Genomic DNA, 20,014 nt, shown 5'->3' on the forward strand with positions numbered 1-20,014 from the left:
CTATTGACTATCCGGAATGAGTGCCACTCTATTCATCATAAAGGGTCTTTTGCAGTGTGTGGTACAGCATCCGTTTATACCATGGGTGGCGAAACCGCACGCCTCAAAATTTAACAAAACGAGGCCTGACCATATCGTATGTTGTTGAGTAGGTAGTATCTTAGAAGCTCGTATGCTGTAACTGTAGTGCCTGTGTTTTCTTTCAAGCTCACCTGCTCACCTCTTTTTGGCCTTTTCCTTAGCTTCTGGGCGTCGGTAGCAATGCCCGCAGGCTGCACCGAGCAAGGCAGCCACAGCAAGGCCTTATCGCCGGAGCAGTTTGTTAAGATTCGGCAGCACCTAGTATATCAAGATTCTCTGCATGCCGATTCAATAGCGCAAGCAGGCGGGCATCTCCCAGGCACTATTCTGCCTGACAGCCGAATTGTAGCATACTATGGCAACCTTAAGCACACCAAAATGGGAGTGCTTGGGCAGTATCCAAAGCAGGAAATGCTTCGCCGCCTTGGCGAACAGGTGAAAGAGTGGGAGACTGCCGATCCGAAAACCCCTGTGCGTCCTGCCCTGCACGCTATAGCTGTGATAGCTCAGCACGACGCTGGCGCCGACGGCAAATACCGCATGGCCCTCCCCGATTCAGTGCTTGAGCGCGTCGTGAACTGGGGCCGCGAACAGCACGCCCTCGTATTTCTGGACGTGCAAGTGGGCCTGAGTACCTTACCCGAGGAGCTGCCTCGCTTGGAGAAGTTTCTGCGTTTGCCCTTCGTGCACCTAGGTATCGACCCCGAGTTTTCGATGAAATCGGGGGCGCGGCCGGGTACAGAAGTTGGCGAGTTCGATGCTACCGACGTGAACTACGCTCGTCGCTTCTTGGCGCGCATTGTGAGCGAAAACCAGCTGCCGCCCAAAGTGCTAGTAGTGCACCGTTTCCGGCAGGATATGCTTACCAACTACCAAGCTATCAAGCTCGATCCTCGCGTGCAGATCGTGATGCACATGGATGGCTGGGGTACACCTAGCATTAAGCGCGGCTCCTACCGCAAGTTCATCGTGCGGGAACCTGTACAGTACACGGGCTTCAAAATCTTCTATAAAAACGACCGTCGAAACGAGTCGCGGCTGATGACGCCCCAAGAAGTAGCCACCCTGCGCCCTAACCCGCTCTATATTCAGTATCAGTAAAGCGGCGCTTCGTAACTGCACGTTTTTTATACTTTATAATCTTTTAAAGACGCGCTCAAAAGGCAGACGCAATAATCATAGTCAGCTTAAAAGCAGCATTTTAAGTTTATCAGGCAACTGTCGAGCTCAGCAATTCCCTCATCAGCAACAATTTTTATTTAAACGGAAAGCGGTTTCTTTGATGTCTCCCTTCCCTAATTAACTTTTTTAGTAGTGTCTTATTTCAAATCTCTAACCACTGTGCTGCCCTTCGTGGGCCTTGTTTCGTTAGCCTACTTATCAAGCTGCAGCAACCACCCAGAGAGCAGCAGCCCCGACGGCAAGCCCACCGCTGAAGTACCTACTTCACCCGCGCCCATCGACAGCTTGAAGCTGAAAATGGAAGCCATGCGCCGCGACTCGCTCAAGGCTGATTCTATCGCCAGAAAAAACGGGCAACTGCCAGGCTCCATTCTGCCAGGGCACCGCATCGTAGCCTTCTATGGTAACATCCGGTCTAAGGGCATGGGCATCCTAGGGCGGGAGCCGAAAGAAAAGATGTTCCGCAAGTTTGAGGGCGTGTTGAAAGAGTGGCAAGCCGCTGACTCTAGCTTACCTATTCAGCCGGCGCTGCACAGCGTGACCATCACCGCCCAAGGCGCACCAGGCAAGGATGGTAAATACCGCCTGATGAACTCCAAAGCGACCATCGAGGAAACGATCAGTTGGGCAAAAGAGCATAACTGCATCCTGTTCCTAGATGTGCAAGTGGGCCTGAGCGATTTGGAGCATGAACTGCACAAGCTGGAGCCTTACCTAAAGGACCCCATCGTGCACATGGGCATCGACCCCGAGTTTGCGATGCAGACAAAAGGAGTGCGCCCCGGAAAAAAGATCGGCACCTACGATGCCAAGGATGTGAACTACGCCATCAACTTCCTGGCGCGCATCGTGAGTGAAAACCACTTGCCCCCGAAAGTGCTGACGGTGCACCGCTTTACGCAGGGCATGATTACCAACTACAAAAACATCAAGCTAGACCCACGCGTGCAGGTGGTGATGCACATGGACGGCTGGGGCAACCCCATCCTCAAAAAGGACTCGTACCACGATTACATCCAGACCCAACCAGTACAGTACACTGGCTTCAAACTCTTTTATGAGTACGACCCTAGGCCTGCTCCTCACCACATGATGACGCCAAAAGAAGTACTGGCCGAACTCACACCGAAGCCGCTATACATACAGTATCAATAACTTCGCTAGAGTGCCTGAGTGGCTTCGCACTAAGTAAAGCATTAGATAAATAAAGAAAAGCCTGTCAGCTAGCTGACAGGCTTTTTGTTGTAATAAGCTGAAATGAAAGAGTACTCAGTCACTCAGCCACTCTTTAGTGAGCGGCGTTCAGGTCTACTTTTTCGCCAGGTTTAGCACGCTTAATGAGGAGCACCAGCGGCAGGCACAGCAAGAAGAAACCACCAATCATTAAGAAGATTTGAGCATAAGTGATGATAGCCGTTTGCTTCATTAGCGCACCTTCTAGGGCCGCGTAAGCTTGCTGTTGCGCTTTCACCATGTCTGAGCCTTGAGCCATGAAGCCAGCAATGAAGCCTTGTAGGCGCTGTTGCGTTTCGGGGCTGTAGAGCGAGATGTTTGGGAGCAGTGCTACGCGGTTGTGCATCGTGGCGCGTTCCAAGTAGGTACCCACCAGAGCTACCCCGAAGGAACCACCTAGCTGCCGAATCATACCGGTAAGACCAGCGGCCTGACCAGCGTCTTTGCCGCTAATACCCGACAACGACATTGTCGTGATAGGCAAGAACAGCAGGCTCAAACCAAAGCCCCGGAGCATCAGCGGCCAGAAGAAGTCACTCTGCCCGGCCATTGGCGTAATCTGGGTGCTCATCCAGAATGAGAAGATGAAGAACACAGCAAAGCCAACGGGCAGCATGAACTTCTGCGAAACGCCTGCCTGGATCATTTTACCTACTACCGGCATCATGAAGCCGGAGAGCAATGCTCCTGGTAGCAGCAAGTAACCCGTCTGCTCAGCCGAGAAGCCGAGGATACGCTGACAGAAGATCGGGAAAACGAACACCGAAGCGAACAGACCAAAACCTAGGATAAACGACAAGAAGGCGCCAATCGAAAGGTTACGGCTCTTGCCCAGGACGCGCAGATCAACGATCGGCTGCTTGGCAGTTAGTTCGCGCCATACGAAACCTACCATGCCGATAATGGTCAGGACAGTAAACCATACAATGTAAGGCTCCTCAAACCAGTCTTCCCGCTCGCCTTGCTCCAACACCAACTGCAACGAGCCCACACCTAGGATCAGCAAGAACACACCGGCCCAGTCGATCTGACCAAAAGGCCGTGGAATAGCATTCTTGATACGATCAGGGTCGCGGATAAAGAGAGCCGTGAAGATAGAAGCTAGGATACCCACCGGCACATTCACGTAGAAAATCCAGGGCCAGTCGTAGTTGTCCACGATATAGCCGCCGAGAGTTGGGCCAATCGTTGGGCCGATGATAACACCCATGCCGAACAAAGCCTGGCCGAGAGCTAGCTGATTGGGCGGGAAGGTATCAATCAGAATAGCTTGCGAAGTAGCCATTAGAGCACCGCCACCCACACCTTGGATAAAGCGGAAAGCCACCAGCTCCCAAATATCAGTGCTCTGACCACAAGCCATTGAGGCGAGGGTAAAGAGGATAACAGAAGCTAGGTAATAGTTTTTGCGGCCAAACTGCTCGCCGAGGAAACCCGTCATCGGAATTACGATAACGTTGGCAATGGCGTACGACGCCACCACCCAGCTTACCTCCTGCTGCGTAGCCGAAAGGTTACCCATCATCTGGGTGAGGGCCACGTTCACGATGCTGGTATCAATCAGCTCGAGCAAGCAGCACATCACCACCGTGATGACGATAATCCATTTGGTGAATCCAGTTTCCAATGTTTTAAGACTTAAGGTTCAACACATAAGTGCCTAGTGCGGGTGCGCTATCATCCATACTAAGCACCCGGCACTAAGCACTATGCACTAAACTTATTTTACTTTCACCGTGGCTGTCACGCTCATACCGGCGCGCAGTGGGTGCTCAGGGTCTACTTTGTCGAGCACGATCTTCACTGGCACGCGCTGAGTTACTTTCACGAAGTTACCGGTCGAGTTGTCGGGGGGCAGCAGGGCAAAGCGGGCGCCCGTAGCAGCCGATAGCGACTCGATGTGGCCCTGGAACTCTTCGTTGGGGTAAGCGTCTACTTCAATGCTCACGGGCTGGCCCACTTTCATGTTTTCCAACTGCGTTTCTTTGAAGTTAGCTACCACCCAGGTACGCTCGCTGGCTACGAGGCCCATGAGCTGCTGACCTGGTGCTACTACTTGACCAGGCTGCACGTTCTTGCGGCTTACTACCCCGTTGCCAGGAGCCGTGATGGTCGTGTAGCTGAGTTGCAGTTTAGCATTGTCGAGGTCCGTCTGACGCTGCTTTACTACGGCTTGTGCTACTGCTACTTGCTGCTGAGCCGAGGCGACTTGCTGGCTGGCAACGCGTACTTGCTGTTCGGCTGTGGCGCGCTGAGCCGTAGTCGATTCTAGGTTAGCTTGCACCGCATCGTAGTCGCTTTGCGGGATGATATCTTCTTTACGTAGGAAGGTGCTGCGCTGCAAGTCTTTCTGCAAGCGGGCGCGGTTGGCGGCACTCACCCCGATAGTAGCACGAGCAGCACTCACTTGGGCTTGAGCCGTACCGATGGAGGTGCGAGCCGCTATTACGTTAGCCTGGGCGGCAGCGAGAGCAGCTTGGGCAGCATCTACGCGCTGCTGATAATCAGCGGGGTCGAGCGTCACGAGCACGTCACCTTTCTTGACAGTTTGGTTATCCTGCACTTTCACTTGCACCACGGGGCCACCTACGCGAGGGATGATGGGATACACGTCGCCTTCTACTTGGGCGTCGTCGGTGTCTTCGTGGGCTTGACCAAACTGGTAGCGCTGCCACCCGAAGTAGCCGCCTACCAACAAGATCAGGGCTAGGATAACAAGAATAATGGGGCGCTTAGAGCGACCTTCTGGTTGCTCATCCACTTCGACTACGGGAGGCTGAGCAGCGTGTTGATTTGGCGCTACGGCCGGATCGTGTTGAACAGAGGTTGCCATATAAAAAGCTTAGAGGAAAATTTCAGAGAAAGAGAAATGAAGATGAAATGCCTTCCGATGAGTTGGCGCCCGATAGGCACCTAGACTTTCTGGGGCATCCCAGAAGCTACTACGCTGACTGACGATACAGAGTGTCAGTAGCACAAGGTTTTACGAGTAAAGTGGCGCACGAGGCGGTCCGAACAACGGCTTCAGCAGTGCTGCCCATCAGGAAGCGAGTGAGGCCCGTTTGGCCGTGTGCTCCTATAACAACCAGATCGGCGGGATGGCGCTTGGCTTCCTCCACAATTTCGGTGGCGGCATCACCCTGCAACAGCACGGTACTCACCCGGGCGCCGGCCTCTTCAGCCATGGCCCGGTACGTAGCTAGATACCGTGCCACCTCTAGGTCGCGAGAGGCTGAAGGAACGGCCACTTTCAACTGCGGCTCTAGCACGTGTACTAACCGAAGCTCAGCTCCCGTTGCAGCGGCCAGTGCAGTAGCGTACCGCACGATCGGGGCCGAAGCAACCGAGAAATCAAGCGGACAAAGAACTGTGGTGAGATTCATGAGAGAATAACTGCGTAACGGAGTAACTAAGTAAGAGGCGACTAATGAGCTAGGTAAGACCGTTGAAAAGCCTTAGTCAAATGCTTAGTCACTCAGCTACTCTTTACCAAATTTGCTCGCCGGTGGCGCGCTTGAGTTGGTACTGCCCGATGGTGTAGTTGTAGATAGATTGCAAGCGCGAGAGGCGGGCTTGCGCCAGCTGCGTCTCAGCATCCAACACATCAAGGTTGGTGCCTACACCGTAGCGGTAGCGCGACTTAGCTCGGTTTAGAGCATCGGTGGCTTGGTTTACCTGAACGGTTGAGTTATCATAGCGGGCACTGCTCGACTGCATGTTGTTCACTGCTTGCTGCACATCCGAGCGCACCCGGTTTTGCGTGTCTTGGATGCGAGCCTGCGCAGCCCGGATGTTAGCCGTGGCTTCCACCCGCTGGTTCTTGTTGCGGTTACCATCGTAAATTGGTACTGCCAATTGCAGAGCAACTACCGAGTTAGCACGAAATCGATCCAGTTGAGGCACGTAGCCGTTTTTGCCACCAGCCTGCGCTTGTGCACCTAGGCTAGGCAAATTGCTCTTCTCCACCAGTCGCAATTGGGCAGTGGCCGCAGCTTCAGCGTCGCGAGCGGCTCTCACTTCAGGCCGATTTTCGGCGGCCTGCGTGAACATCGCATTCACGTCTACCTGCTGCGGGTTGTAGGTGAAGGCTCCCCGCACGGGCACTTCGGCGTACTCGGGGCGGTGCAGCAAGCGAGCTAGCTCAGCCTGCTGGTTGTGCAGCTGATTTTGCAGATCGATGCGGGTATCTTGTGCTTGGGCGATGCGCACCTGGGTGCTCGTCACGTCAAACTGCGTGCTCACGCCACCTTGCACGCGCTTTTCCATTTCGCGCTGGTGCTGCTGGAGCGAAGCAATTTGCGACTCCTGCACTCGGATTCCCTGGCGCAAGAACAAGATGGAGTAGTATACCTGCACGGCTTCGTAGGCGAGGTCGCGCTGGCCTGTCACCACGTTGTCGGCTACCGTAGTAGCAGCGGCAGTGGCGGCGTTGACGGTCGCGGCATTCTTGCCGAAGTCCAGCAGCATGTACTGGGCCGTGATGTGGGTATCGTAGTTGTTGTTAGGAGCTAGCTGGAACACCTGGTCACCGAGTGGCAGCTTTACCACCGGATCGACGCGGGTATACGTAGCAGTTCCTGTTACATAGGGCAGATAACCCGTGCGGCTCTGAGCAACGCGCCCTTGTGCAGCATTCACCTGCTCCTGCAAGCTCATGATGTTCGGGTTGGCTTCTAAGACGGCACGGATAGTAGCATCGAGGGTAAGTGAATCGGCCGGCGTGGCCGTTTGAGCATGTGCTACACCCGCCGTCAGAAGGCTGAAGGCGAAAAGTGGTGCGGCAAGTTGAGGTCGAAAATGCATACGAGTGTACGACTTGTTGTTGCTCTTCTCTTACCTAACCTTGTGCCATCGGTTACTTCACAGCGGATTTTTATTTTTAAGTATTTGATAATCATGCAAATAATTTATTAAAATTTCTTTAATCCACTGCTACCAGCACTACTGACGAGTCTAAATTTTCCTGATATTTGAGAATATCCTAACTATTTTTTCTTAAATATCAGGAAAATTAGCCTTTTAAATGGTATCTTTGCTAGGCGAAAAAGCATTTTATTAACTCAGCATATAGCAGCTACTTATGGCAATTCAACCAGTTGCATCTCCTGCTTTGTCTAACCAAGACGAATCGCTATTGCTTTATCTAAACGAAGCCATTGCCACGACGCGCGACAAGGATTCGCTGTTTAAAATCGTAACGGAGAAGCTGCGGCTCATTTTCCCCTTCGATACAATTGTCATTGTTACGCTTGATCCGGAAGGGCGCTACAAGCGCTTATTTCTCCGTGACTACCTGACCAGTGCCAACTTACCCCACAAAGGCGTTACAACACCTAGCTTGGTAGCTGGAACAGCAACGGAATATTTCCTGCGCAACCCCGAGGTACATACCATCAAGATTCAAGAGGTGCTGGATCAGTATCCTGACTCGCCTTTCTGCCTTATGGTCGAGCAGGGCATCCACTACATTACCATTGCGCCCATGCGCACGGGGGGCACGCAAGTGGGCTTGCTGTGCCTAGCATCGCGCAAACACCCTAGCTTCGGTGATGCTGACGTGAGGTTGCTAGAGAAGATCAGTAGCCTAGTAGCCGTGGCCGTCAGCAATACAATCGCCTTTGAAGAGATTGCACGGCGCGAACGAGAAAAGACCATTCAGCTGGCCGTGAACAATGCCCTGCTTACCATCAAGGAGCGGGAGCAGCTTTTCCAGCGGGTAGCCACCGAGATAAACCGGGTAGTGCCCTACGACTACTTTGGGGTGCGCATCCGGCGGCAGGGTGGCAACCGTGAGGCGCTCGTTGAGCTACGCAAAGAAGCAGATGGCACCTTTGAGCCGCTCGACCCGAACCGCTGGAATGACGTACCCAACTACAACGAAATGGAAGCCGAGGCCTTCGAGCTGTTCGTGCAGCCCGCGCTGTACTCCGATGAGAAGTTTGCGGCCCTAGCCAAAGACTATCGTTTGTTCGATAAGATCCGGCAGCAGTATGGTACGTGCTCCATTATGACGGCACCTCTCTGGGTACAAGACGACCGAGCGGCTGCACTCATCTTATCAAGCCGCCAGAACAGCAGCTTCACTGAAGAAGACCTAGAGCTAATTATGGGCCTGGTACCCCAGATCACGCTGGCTCTGCAAAACCTATTTGCCTTCGAGCAGATCGAGAGCCTGCGAGCCCAGCTAGAACGGGAACGGACCTACCTGATGGACGAAATTAACACCACGGCCAACTTCGGCGAGTTCATTGGCAATAGCCCCGCTTTGCAGCCCGCTCTCACGCGTATTCAGCAAGTAGCGCCCACCGATACCACGGTGCTAGTGACGGGCGAAACGGGTACTGGCAAAGAGCTAGCTGCCCGCGCCTTGCATAACCTCTCGCCGCGCCGCGACCGTGCCCTTATCAAACTTAACTGCGCAGCCTTACCAGCCCAACTAATTGAGAGCGAGCTATTCGGTCACGAGAAAGGTGCTTTCACGGGGGCAGTGGATCGACGCATCGGTAAGTTTGAGCTAGCTGATGGTGGCACTATTTTCTTGGATGAAATCGGTGAACTACCACTCGATTTGCAAGCCAAGCTGCTGCGTGTGTTGCAGGAAAAGGAGTTTGAGCGAATTGGGGGCCGGCGCGTTATCAAGACCGACACTCGCATTATTGCGGCCACAAACCGCATCTTGGAAGACGAAGTAGCGGCTGGCCATTTCCGCGCCGACTTGTACTATCGCCTCAACGTGTTTCCCATCAAGCTGCCGGCCCTGCGCGAACGACCTGAGGATATTGAGCCCCTTATTCGATTCTTCTTGGAGCGGCTGACGAAGAAGATGGCCAAACCCGTACGTGGCTTGCGCGAGCGAGACTTGCGCGCGATGCAGCAGTACAGCTGGCCCGGTAACATCCGGGAGCTAGAGCACGTGCTAGAGCAAGCGGTTATCGTCTCAACCGGGCCCTTCTTGGAGTTCGCCGGCTTCTCGGCGGCAGCGGCGCAGGCTTCACCACCCATCCCTCTCCCCGATCACGGCGCTATCAAAACGCTACGTGACCAGGAGCGCGACCATATTCTGGCGGCGCTTAAGCGCACCGGCGGCCGGGTGAGTGGCCCGAACGGCGCAGCGGTTCTTCTAGACATCAACGCCAAAACCCTAGAGGCTCGCATGAAAAAGCTAGGTATTCGGCGGACGGTGGGCGTGGAATAGCAATGCGTTAGGTCAGGCTGCTACAGTTGCCGCGCTTTTATTTTCTGTAGCTCTTTCCGGTATTGCGTAGGATCGGTACGCTCCTTTTCAGCTAGGGCAATAGCTTGCTGTTGCATGGCTTCTGCCTCGCTGAAGAATTGTAGGCGGTATAGCAGGTGAGCGAGCGTATCGTAGTTGTAGGCGTGCGGATCGAGGCTTATCGTTCGTTTGCTCCATGCTAGGGCTTTGGTTAGATACTGAGTGGTGCGCGTGCCGGTTTTGTATACTTCCCAAGCAGCACTGTTTAGCTCTACTACAAAGGAGCTAGGAGCAACCGTTGCGGCCGTTAGCTTGCTATTGGCCGCTGAATCTCTGCTCGTAGCTGAGGCAGCATTGCGCATACGCGCCATTCGCGCAGCCCGCTCGCGCACTGCCCTAGCCTGCACCGAATCATTCGATAAGGTCATGTAGTAGCGGTCGTAAAACATAGATGCCTGCCGCAGGTAACTGGTCGTGTCATGGGTTGCGCGGTAGAAGTTCAGCATGTTCTGCTCGTACGTTTGGTAGCCACGCTGGGGGTTGTTCGTCCAGCTGCCTCGCGCAAAGTCGGCGCCTCTATTGGCCAAGATCCGGTCTTTGCTAGCAATGGCCTTTTGCATGGTATTGCTGATAATCCGGTTGTTGATCTTCACCCGTTCAGGAAGAGGCAGCGTTTTGTACAAACTATCGATTAGCTTCTGATTCAAACGGGTCATCTTGTAGGCCTTGCTGTCTACAATTGGCCCCTTCCCGTACACAAAAAGCACCTCAGAAAACGAATCGAAGGCCTTGACCGGCAATTCGTTCACGTACGCGTCCAGCAACTCTTGCTCAATCGGAACACCCGTTTCTTGTTGCAGCGTGATATACTGCTTCAGGAAAGCAGCATCACGCTTGCCTTGCTCGTACTGCTGCCGCAAATGGCTTAGATTATTCGGGTCATTTCGCTTTGCTTCAAATTTTTCTAGGTCTTTGAGGTAGCGCTGGGGGTCCAAGGAGGTACAGCAGGCTCGGTAGAGCAACGTCCCATCAGTATCTAGGTACAAGTAGGTTGGATACATCGAAATGGCGTAGCGCTTCGCCAATTGTGCCTTTGCGGGTGTATCAAACGCCACTCTGTAATTGAGAAAACGCGCATTCAGTTGCTTGCTCACTTCAGGCGCGTTCAGGCCTGGCTCCAGCCGGCTTTTTTGCAACTCTTTGGATGCGTTGGGTGGTAGCGCGGGTGGGGCCACTAGCACAAAGACTGGCTTATTTTCTTGCCGCGCTCTGCGAAGCCCTTGGGCTAACGAATCTTTCTCAAAATGAACACCTTGGGCATAGGTACCCACGCTAAGCAGCAACAGCCCCCACAGGAGCAGCATACCATTCTTCATAAAAACGCCTAAAAGCTAGCTAGTAACAAGAGCACTAATTGCTCAACTGAATGCAGTCGTAATTCTATTTCCTGTTGGCTAGATACAGAAAGTTGAGCTTAGTACGCGTATTACTATTTAGTGAAGCGACGCCAGCCAAACAGTATATACTCGCACCTAGCTCTCGCCCGGATACCGCAGACCTATTTGCTCCCGAATTTGATCTAACAACTGCATGAGTTCCAGGCTAAAATCCAGCGGCAGCAGCGGGCTTTCCAACAAGCCTTGTTCCAAGCATTCCTGCACGTGCTCGGCTTCGTAGTAATAGCCATAGCCTTTCTTTTCACAGTCGATAACCCTAGGCTCTTCGCCATCGTGGTACACTGTGACGCCATCAGGGGCGTGAAAGCGGCCGTTGAGGCGCAGGCTTCCTTCGGTGCCGTAGATACGGCAGGCCGTGTCGGTTAGGGCTACTACGGTTGAGAACAGGCTCGCCGTGGCGCCGTTGGCATACGCCAAGGACATGGCGCAGTTGGTATCTACTCCCGTCGGGGCGAACGTGGCGACGGCTTTTACTTCTGTCGGATTTCCGAGTAGGAGCTTGCTGATAAACAGTGGGTACACACCAATATCGAGCAGACTGCCGCCGGCCAGCTTTGGGTTGTACAGGCGGCCTTCGGGGTCATATGGCGCTTTAAAGCCGAAATCAGCCACGATATGCTTTACCTCTCCTAGCTCGCCAGATTGCACGATCTTCAACGCTTCCTTGACGGCCGGGAAGAAGCGCGTCCAGAACGCTTCCATTAGAAATACTTTTTGCTCCCGGGCCGTGGCAATCATTTCGGCGGCTTGCTGGGTATTGAGGGCAAAGGCCTTTTCGCACAGCACCGGCACACCGGCTCGCAGGCACAGCAGCGTGTTGGCGTGGTGCTCGGAGTGGGGCGTGGCGATGTACACGGCATCTAGGTCGGGTAGCTTTAGTAGCTCTTCGTAGCTACCGCAGGCATGCGCGGCACCAAACTGGGTGGCAAACTCCTGGGCTTTGGTTTCGCTGCGGGAAGCCACACCGTAGAGGCGAGCGTTGGACAGCAAAGCTAGGTTTTCGGCAAACTTGTGGGCAATTCGTCCCAGTCCAATAATGCCCCAGTTGAACGTGCGCATGGCGGTAGTGCAAGTGATGAAGCGGCAAGAAAGGCAAAAGATTGGGGTTGACCGCACAGCTATTCTTCGGTCGAGCTAGCCAGGATGGGCGCGCATCCGTACAAACTGATCAGTACCGTTGCCCGGTTGGGCAAGGGCCTTCCTTAACCCACCTTTCACCCACTACCATGGCTCAGACCAGCACCCCCACTACGCCGCAGCACACAGACCCGGCCACCAAGAACAAAGAAAAAGACAACGAAACGACCGTGAAGGATAAGCCCGACGGCAAAAAGAAAACCACGCAGCAGAAGTAAGATGCGCTGCGCATAGGCGCTGATTGGGCTAGCTTAGGCTAGCTCAATCAGCGCTTTTCTTTTGTAGCACAAGCGGGCATTTTCTAGCGGCTGCCGCTGTTTTAGCTGTACTTTTACCTCTAATGCCAGCTCCTTTTCAGCTCACCCGCGACCATGTTCTGCGCGCTATCCGCCACATTGAGCGTGAAGGCTTGCAGCTGCGACTTAGTACGGTGTACGATCTGGTGTACAAGGGCCGCCGCTATCCGCCGCGGCCGGTGGTGCAGCTAGCCTACCGCCTGGCCACCGACCAGCCCGATGCTACTTGGCCGCTACCTGCTGGCGCGCCCACCAATGATCTGCTCGAACAGCTAGACTTCACGGTGGCTGCCAAACGCCCCACGCTGGCGAATTCGCCGCTCGATGGCGACGTAGCAGCGCAGGAAGCGATGCGCGACTTGTACACGGGCCCGGCCGTGGAAGCTCCTGCTACGCCATCCAAGCTAGCACCAGCCGCTACCGCCGAAGTGCACGAACCGGCGCCTTCGTACGGCTCCGCACCCGCTGAGCCCTACAACCGCACCACGGCGCTGGAAGAGCTGTTTATCACCGAAGAGAAGCTCGATAACGCGCTGGCCGCCTTGCACCGTCGGCGCAACCTGATTTTGCAAGGCCCGCCCGGCACCGGCAAGACCTTTTTGGCCCGACGATTGGCCTGGCTGGAGCTAGGTGCCACCGATGCGCGGCGCATCGAGCTGGTGCAGTTTCACCCCAGCTACAGCTACGAGGACTTTGTGCAAGGCTTCCGACCCGACGGCAAAGGCACGTTCCGCCTCACGCCCGGCGTGTTGCTCGACTTCTGCCGGAAAGCCGCCGCTGATCCTGAACAGCCGTATTTTTTATTAATCGACGAAATCAATCGGGGTAATCTGAGTCGGATTTTTGGCGAGTTGCTACTGTTGCTCGAAGCCGATAAGCGCGGCCCTGCGCACGCGGTTCGTTTGCCGTACGCGGCAGCCAATGAACCTAGGTTTTTTGTGCCGGAAAACGTGTTTGTTATCGGCACGATGAACACCGCCGACCGCTCCCTGGCTCCGCTGGATTACGCCTTACGGCGGCGCTTCGCTTTTGTGCCGCTACAACCAGAGTTCGGTACTCGCTTGCAGGATGCTTTGGCATCAAGAGATGTCCCTGAAGGGGTTATTCACCGCTTGATAACGCGCATGGAAGAACTCAACCGAGCCATAGTCGACGACCCGGAGCTAGGTCCTGACTTCCAGATTGGCCACAGCTACTTCTGCCAGCCACCCTCTGACGCAAGTGCCGCTGACACGTGGCTCACGCTGATTTTGGAACAGGAAATTGCGCCACTCTTAGATGATTACTGGCTTGACCAACCGGCCAAAGCAGCGGCTCATAAGAAGCGGTTGCTAGCTGGTGCTTGATGTAGCGCGAAGCTCCCGCTTCGCGCATCGTTGAACGACTAGCGTGCGTGAAGTTCAACGACAATCGTTCAACGACGCGCGAAGCGGGAGCTTCGCGCTACACCGCTTATGATTCCCATTCAGAACCTGTACTACCTGCTCTGCTACGCCTGGAACCGCCTGCCGGAGCGCGACGAGCTAGTAACTACCTCGCCAACGGAGTTTCACCGGCCGCTGGAGTTGCTAGCGCAGGTACTGCTCACAGGTGCGCGCCGCCTGCTGCGGCAAGGATTGAAGAACACGTACGCTGAGCGCCAGGAAGAAGTACAAGCGCTCCGTGGCCGTCTGCTGCTCACCCCTACCCTGCACCGCGACTTGCTTCGCCACGGTCGCGCCGTATGTGCCTACGATGAGCTAGGTCCTGATTCGGCGTTTAATCGGTTGCTGCTCGGCACCGTGGAGCAGTTGATGCGCAGCCATTTACTACCCAGCACCCAACGGCATGAGCTACGGCTTTTGCGTAGTCGATTTCCGGCTAGCCTAGCACCCGCGCCTTTCACCCAGCACACGCTTCGGCAGGTACGCCGCCAGCGCTTGAGCGGCCCTGAGAGCTTTCTGCTCAACGTCTGCGAGCTGATTTACCACAGCGCTTTGCCCGAGGTGGATACCGCCGGCCGTACCCGCTTCCGCGACTTCCGCCGCGACGAGCGCCTCATGGCGCAGCTCTTCGAAGCGTTTGTGCGCAACTTCTACCGCCACGAGCAGCGGCAGTTTCGGGTGCTATCCGAAACCATTGCCTGGCAAGCCGCCGCGGAGCAGCCTGAGGCCATGCACCTGCTTCCTAGTATGATTACCGACACGACGCTGGAATCTGCGGCGCGCAAGATCATCTTGGATACCAAGTACTACGCCACAGCCTTGCGCCAGCGCTATGACCGGCAGCGGCTTATTGCGCCGCACCTGTACCAGCTCTACGCTTACCTTCAAAATCAACCCTTAGAAGCCGGGCAACAACTCGAAGGCATTTTGCTATACCCGGCAGCTACTCAGGAAGTCGACTTACGCTATACTCTAGGTGGTCACCCCGTCCGCATCGTCACGCTGGACTTGAATCAGCCGTGGCCCGGCATTGCGAGTGATTTGTTAGGGCTGATAAGCTAGTTCATAGATCGAAGCCAGAACGAAAAGCTCCCCTCCTTTCTTAAGGAGGGGTTGGGGGTGGTTAAGATTGTAGAACGAAAGACTAGAACTAGCTTTTAGCCCTAGGTTTCTAACTCTAGCTGAACCACCCCAACCCCTCCTTAAAAAAGGAGGGGAGCTTATTAGTTGTAGCGTTTAATTTATTGCTGCTTAGCTAAACACACCCAGGGAAACGATGTGGTCTTTGCTGCCATCCGTTACCCAAGAGTCGAGCTGGGCGGGGTCTTTCATCTGTTGGCCACGCTGACGCGGTACTACGATGTAGCCGCACTTCACATCCGGCAGGGCCGACATATCGCTCCACAGCTTTTCGATTTGAGCGACGGGGTAAATGTCTTCCTGGCCGTGGCCCCAGCGGTACTTTACGTCTTTGATCGTGACGTACGTGGGGATGCGGTGGGCAACGCTGCGCACCGCTTTGGCTAGCTGAGCGTCGTCGCCGGTTTGCAGATCTTCGCGCGTCAGGCCGAAAAGGGCTAGCAACGGATCAATCTGAATCCAAGTGGTCATCGAGTTGTAGTAGCTCAAGGCTAGCTCGTCGTCTTCACGGGGTTGGGCTAGGCCTTCTAGCAGACGCACCCGGTCGTTTACGCGGGCGAGCCCGCCGCCACGGTCCTCGATGCGGCGCGCTATCACCTCGAAGGTCAACACGTTGCCAGCAGCTAAGTGGTAGCCGAGGGCAGCAGCGTGCACATCGGCACCTAGGGTATCAATGTTATGCAGCATAATGGTTTGTACCTGCGGCTGCTCGCGGAGCAAGCGGGCCAGCGTACCATTGCGCAGCAGGTTCGACACCTCATACCAGTGACCTAGGGGCGAGAAACGTTGGGCAGCAATGTTATCCACGTAGTCGGAGCCTTCGCCTTTGCCCTTGGCCCAGGCAATCATGCTTTGCCGACCTGCTTCACGCACTTTCTGCTTGTTTTCGTCGAGGGTTTCCTGGGGCATTTCCTCCCACAGGAAGCGCAGGTCGCGCTCCATCGGCACGTAGCGCTGACCTATCGAGCGACCCTCCGACAGCAGTACCGGGCCGGTGTAGCCGTAGTTCTGGTTCGAAGCTAGCTTCTTCCGAATGGGTTCGTGCGTGAGGTAGCTCGTGGCCACAATGTGCGGAATCACTGCGTTGTACTGCTCGGCCACCTTGCGTGTTTTGGCCAAGTGAATTTCCAGGAAGCTGCGGTGCCGACCGTCGATTTCCACGAAGGGGTTCAAGGCTTTGATGACACCTGCGCCTTTAGTCCAGCGGCTGCCCACGCCGGCAGCTAGGCTCATCACGGCCACTTTGCCCGTCCGAATAGCATGTTCGCCGCGCGGCGTCACATCCGGCAACTCGTCTAGCTGTATTACGTCGCCGGGCTTCACGTCTTCGATGGTCGTTTCGGCCGATAAACGGTTGCGTGACAAGCCAATGCGGCCTTTTTGTAGCTCTTCCCGCAGGTCTTCGTGCTGCACGTAGTCGAAGCCGTTTTCCTTCTTGATGCGGTCGGCCTTCTCGTTTTCGGTGCCGCGGTTGCCCTGCGTGCTCGGGTCTGATACCTTGAACAGGTTGCTGACGATGGTCCGCAGCAGCGGATAAGCGAGGTTGTTCTGCTCGCAGTGCGTAGTGAAAAAATCGATTTCGGCGCGACGCACGTAGGAAATTGTGGCTGGGTCCTTCTTCACCAAGTCCGACACCTGAATGGCGTAGTATTGCTCCGGCATCAGCGCGTCGGTGCCGGTGCGCAAGGTGCTCCAGGTTCCTTTCGGGTTGATGTTCCAGTTGTACACTACCGGCTCGACGGCAAAGGGCAGCGAGTCAGAAAGTTCTTTCTTCGTTTCGCGCAGTAGCTCCAGTACCCGCACTTTGTAGTCTTCGTAATGGGCGGGGTTTACGAACATGCCCATGCCGCCACCCGACATACCGCCGAGCATCAGGAAGCCGTAGTAATCAGCTCCGAAGCGCTTTTTGGCTCTGCGGATCAATTCCTCGGTGAAGAAGGTGGATGCCCACGGAATGATGGTCTTGATCGGACCTTCGAAGTTGCGGGCGGTGTTAGCACCTAGCTTTTGAATGTCGCCTTCGCGAATGGCACCTAAGATGTTATCAAAAATCTCGTTGGTCTGCTGGCGGGCTAAGGTTTCGCGCGTGCCACGCAGCAGGTACTTCTCCGTCACCATCTCCAAGATGGGACCCACGTTGGACGCCATACCGCCATGCATGAGCACCAGCGAATTCATGATGCGTTCCTCCATTTCGGGGTGCACTTCCTCGCCCTGCAACACGCGGTGGCGGGGCAGCAGCGTACCGCGGCTGATGTCAAATTCAGGGTCACCGGGCTGGGCAAAGGTGCCCTGAATGGCCTTGATGCCCGGCCACACACCACCCGAATCTTGCCAGCCGCCGCCTGAGCCTCCAATCCACTCACCTAGGATAGCGCGCGAGGCCACCAGGCGGCGCTCCGATTCATCGAGGCCGCCTTCCAAATTTTTGGTTTGGCCCGAAGCCCGCATCAGCAAGCTAATAATAGAGCCGAGCAGGTTGGTCGAAACGGCAAAGCGCGAGCCTTTTGGAATGTCGTTTACTTTGGTTACCAGTTCGATACCCATACCTGGCGCTACCATGCGAGCTAGGATTTCGGGCAAGGATTGGTTTGTGCCTTCAAAGGATGGCGGAATTAGACCCGAGGCGATGATACCAGCCTTCACCAAGCTCAGGTAGTCATTGCCGAAGTTGAACAGGTCAGCTAGGTCGGTGATGTCCTTGCTTGTGTTCAGGTCGATGCTGGTCACGCGCAGCACCGGCTCGGGGATGACGCGCACGTAAGCATTCAGCGGGGGCCGAATGTCTTTATCGCGGCCAAAGACCCCTAGGTCAATCGAGAGGTTGATGACGCGGGCGCCCTCCGGGTAATCCATCCCTAGGAAGAAGATGTCTGACCAGCCACTGTGCGTGAGGTCCATACGCACGGAGGTTTGCTCGTGCAGGATGGGGTAGAACAACGAGCCATCAGGCCGCTCTAACAGGCTCGGGTGAATGCGGATCGGGTGCTCGGCTTGGTGGCCGACCCGGAACATCCACTGATTGCCCTTGCTCGACCGCACGCTCTTGCGCACCTGGTCGGCCAAGATCTGGAACGACAGGTGGTGGTAGCTATCGGCTAAGGCGCTGAACAGCGTAGCGCTCGGTCCTTGTATATCCAGTTCGTGCAGGAACGTGCTGATAGCGTGCTCAAAACGGCGACCTAGCAAATCCTCAAAGCCAGCGTATGAGATACGCCCAACAGCTGGCACTTCCTTCGATTCTTGCAGGAAAAACCGGAAGCCCGCGTACAAGAACAGGATGGCGCGCACCTTATCGTACAAGCTAGGTGTCGTCTTGCGGAACTCGTCCAGCTCCCGCAAGTTTGCCAGCAACTCTTTCGCTGACAACTGCTTACTGATATCGTAAAACGACCGGTCCCGCTTGGCGGAGTCAGTCGAAACGATGGTTTCTATAAAGACATTCATACTGGTTGGCGCTTTTTGCTTTTACCCGTGCGGGTAAGGCCACAGTTTTATTTTAATAGAAAGTCATGCTGAGCTTGTCGAAGCATCTCTACCGCAATGGTAATCATCTACTTTGACGGTAGAGATGCTTCGACAAGCTCAGCATGACGGGCTTTAGTATAAAGCCTACTTCGACTTGCGGCTGTTTGCTTCGGCCAGCAGCTCCACCATCGTGGTCAGGGTTTCGTCGTGGGCTTCGCCGGCTAAGCCGAGGGCCACTTGGGCGCGGAGCAGGCCTTGGCGGCGGCTTAGGTCGTAGCGGTTACCTTTCACTTCGAGGGCTAGGTATTTTTCGGTGGCGGCTAGCTCCTGCAAAGCGGGCGTGAGCAGAATGTTGGTGCCGCCTTGCTCGATGTGCTTTTGCAGAATCTCGAACACAGTGGGCGTCAGCACGTGCATGCCGAAGAAGCAGAGGTAATAACCCGCCCGCAGACCCGGCGTTTGCAACTCTAGCTCGGCAGTGCTCAAGGATGGCTTTTCGATGATCTTATCGATCTGATAGATACCAACTTCACCGGCCAAGTGCTTGCCAGTGAGCGTACCGTAGCGCCCAATTTGATGCTCAATGGTCGGGTTGACGGCCGATACAGCACACTCGGCCTGCGAAGCTAGCTCCAGCAATTGCGCGGCGCAGCGTTTGCCCGCCACATCCGACACGTAGAGGTAGTCGCCGAGTAGCAGTAGGAAGGGCTCGTTGCCCACAAACTCGCGTGCGCAATAAATAGCGTGGCCGTAGCCCAACGGCTCCGACTGCTCAGCAAATTGAATGCGATTGAGCAGGTTATCAATTTTCTCTGCCTCATCCTTGGCCCAGTCGCTGCCTTTGTAGGACTTCACCAGATTGTCGCGCAACGAGCCGAAGGCACTCAGGTATCGCTCGCCGTCGCCGGGTGCGCAGATAACGCAGATTTCTTCAATGCCGCTGGCTAGCGCTTCCTCGGCAATAATCTGAATGACGGGCTTGTGCAAACCATCCACGTCAATGACCGGCAGCATAGCCTTCTGAATGGTATCGGCTACTGGATACAACCGCTCGCCGCGAGCCGCCGCGGTAATGACTGCTTTTTTAACTTTCATCCTGGTTATTTGATAACTAAGCTTCTAGAGCACGCAGGCATTGCCGAAGCTAACCGCTGCTATTTCTGTCGTTGATGGATTTGTACAACCTAGGTTGACTGCTAGCTTTTCTAGCGCTGGCACTTAGCCCACCTTATGACAAAGAAACGGTAAAAACTTAGCTCTTGTAAGCCGTTAGCAGGAATATGGCTTTACTTTAATAAGGAGATGCGCCTGTTTAAGCTCGATGCTCTGTTTTACCTGGTCAATCCTCGTACTCAGCCTACAGTATCCGGTCAGTGCTAGACC

14 protein-coding genes are annotated in these 20,014 nt (G+C 55.0%); 6 read left to right on the forward strand and 8 right to left on the reverse strand.

Features of this window, described 5'->3' with window-relative positions; genetic code table 11:
* Positions 1-192 precede the first annotated feature (192 nt).
* Positions 193-1,182 (forward strand): hypothetical protein, encoded by a 990-nt coding sequence (locus tag SD425_RS24370; protein WP_324673233.1) that lies wholly within the window; start codon positions 193-195, stop codon positions 1,180-1,182.
* 213 nt (positions 1,183-1,395) lie between these two features.
* Entirely contained in the window at positions 1,396-2,418 is a 1,023-nt protein-coding gene (locus SD425_RS24375; protein WP_324673235.1) for a hypothetical protein, read from the forward strand.
* 133 nt (positions 2,419-2,551) lie between these two features.
* Here the strand turns inward: SD425_RS24375 and SD425_RS24380 are convergent, their stop codons facing one another.
* The 4 genes from SD425_RS24380 to SD425_RS24395 all read right to left on the reverse strand — a co-directional run bounded on the left by SD425_RS24380 (position 2,552) and on the right by SD425_RS24395 (position 7,299).
* On the reverse strand, positions 2,552-4,123 hold the full coding sequence (locus tag SD425_RS24380) for a DHA2 family efflux MFS transporter permease subunit (RefSeq protein ID WP_324673237.1): 1,572 nt from the start codon (positions 4,121-4,123) through the stop codon (positions 2,552-2,554).
* A 93-nt stretch (positions 4,124-4,216) separates the two neighbouring features.
* On the reverse strand, positions 4,217-5,329 hold the full coding sequence (locus SD425_RS24385; RefSeq protein ID WP_324673240.1) for an HlyD family secretion protein: 1,113 nt from the start codon (positions 5,327-5,329) through the stop codon (positions 4,217-4,219).
* Between the two features lie 109 nt (positions 5,330-5,438).
* Positions 5,439-5,879 carry a universal stress protein gene (locus SD425_RS24390; RefSeq protein ID WP_324673244.1) on the reverse strand — a complete coding sequence of 147 codons (441 nt, stop codon included), beginning with the start codon at positions 5,877-5,879 and terminating at the stop codon, positions 5,439-5,441.
* A 103-nt stretch (positions 5,880-5,982) separates the two neighbouring features.
* Complete coding sequence (locus tag SD425_RS24395) at positions 5,983-7,299, reverse strand: TolC family protein (protein ID WP_324673247.1); 1,317 nt, start codon at positions 7,297-7,299, stop codon at positions 5,983-5,985.
* Positions 7,300-7,576: 277 nt separating this feature from the next.
* Between SD425_RS24395 and SD425_RS24400 the strand changes: the two genes are divergently transcribed.
* Entirely contained in the window at positions 7,577-9,691 is a 2,115-nt protein-coding gene (locus SD425_RS24400) for a sigma 54-interacting transcriptional regulator (protein WP_324673249.1), read from the forward strand.
* 20 nt (positions 9,692-9,711) lie between these two features.
* Here the strand turns inward: SD425_RS24400 and SD425_RS24405 are convergent, their stop codons facing one another.
* Entirely contained in the window at positions 9,712-11,085 is a 1,374-nt protein-coding gene (locus tag SD425_RS24405) for a hypothetical protein (protein ID WP_324673250.1), read from the reverse strand.
* A 156-nt stretch (positions 11,086-11,241) separates the two neighbouring features.
* Positions 11,242-12,225: a Gfo/Idh/MocA family oxidoreductase gene (locus tag SD425_RS24410; protein ID WP_324673251.1), complete on the reverse strand. Its 984-nt coding sequence runs from the start codon at positions 12,223-12,225 to the stop codon at positions 11,242-11,244.
* A gap of 167 nt (positions 12,226-12,392) precedes the next feature.
* Here SD425_RS24410 and SD425_RS24415 point away from each other — a divergent pair, with 167 nt between their 5' ends.
* From SD425_RS24415 to SD425_RS24425, 3 genes are all read left to right on the forward strand, one after another.
* Positions 12,393-12,521, forward strand: a complete 129-nt coding sequence (locus SD425_RS24415) for a hypothetical protein (protein ID WP_262490756.1) — start codon at positions 12,393-12,395, stop codon at positions 12,519-12,521.
* Positions 12,522-12,643: 122 nt separating this feature from the next.
* Positions 12,644-13,945 (forward strand): AAA family ATPase, encoded by a 1,302-nt coding sequence (locus tag SD425_RS24420; RefSeq protein WP_324673255.1) that lies wholly within the window; start codon positions 12,644-12,646, stop codon positions 13,943-13,945.
* A 108-nt stretch (positions 13,946-14,053) separates the two neighbouring features.
* Positions 14,054-15,085: a 5-methylcytosine restriction system specificity protein McrC gene (locus SD425_RS24425; RefSeq protein ID WP_324673258.1), complete on the forward strand. Its 1,032-nt coding sequence runs from the start codon at positions 14,054-14,056 to the stop codon at positions 15,083-15,085.
* Positions 15,086-15,274: 189 nt separating this feature from the next.
* Here the strand turns inward: SD425_RS24425 and SD425_RS24430 are convergent, their stop codons facing one another.
* Both SD425_RS24430 and SD425_RS24435 read right to left on the reverse strand, forming a co-directional pair.
* Positions 15,275-18,610 (reverse strand): UTP--glucose-1-phosphate uridylyltransferase, encoded by a 3,336-nt coding sequence (locus SD425_RS24430; protein ID WP_324673260.1) that lies wholly within the window; start codon positions 18,608-18,610, stop codon positions 15,275-15,277.
* Positions 18,611-18,775: 165 nt separating this feature from the next.
* Positions 18,776-19,726, reverse strand: coding sequence for a UTP--glucose-1-phosphate uridylyltransferase (locus SD425_RS24435; RefSeq protein ID WP_324673262.1), 951 nt, complete (start codon positions 19,724-19,726; stop codon positions 18,776-18,778).
* Positions 19,727-20,014: the final 288 nt, after the last annotated feature.

The organism is Hymenobacter sp. GOD-10R (assembly GCF_035609205.1).
Classification (GTDB): Bacteria; Bacteroidota; Bacteroidia; order Cytophagales; family Hymenobacteraceae; genus Hymenobacter.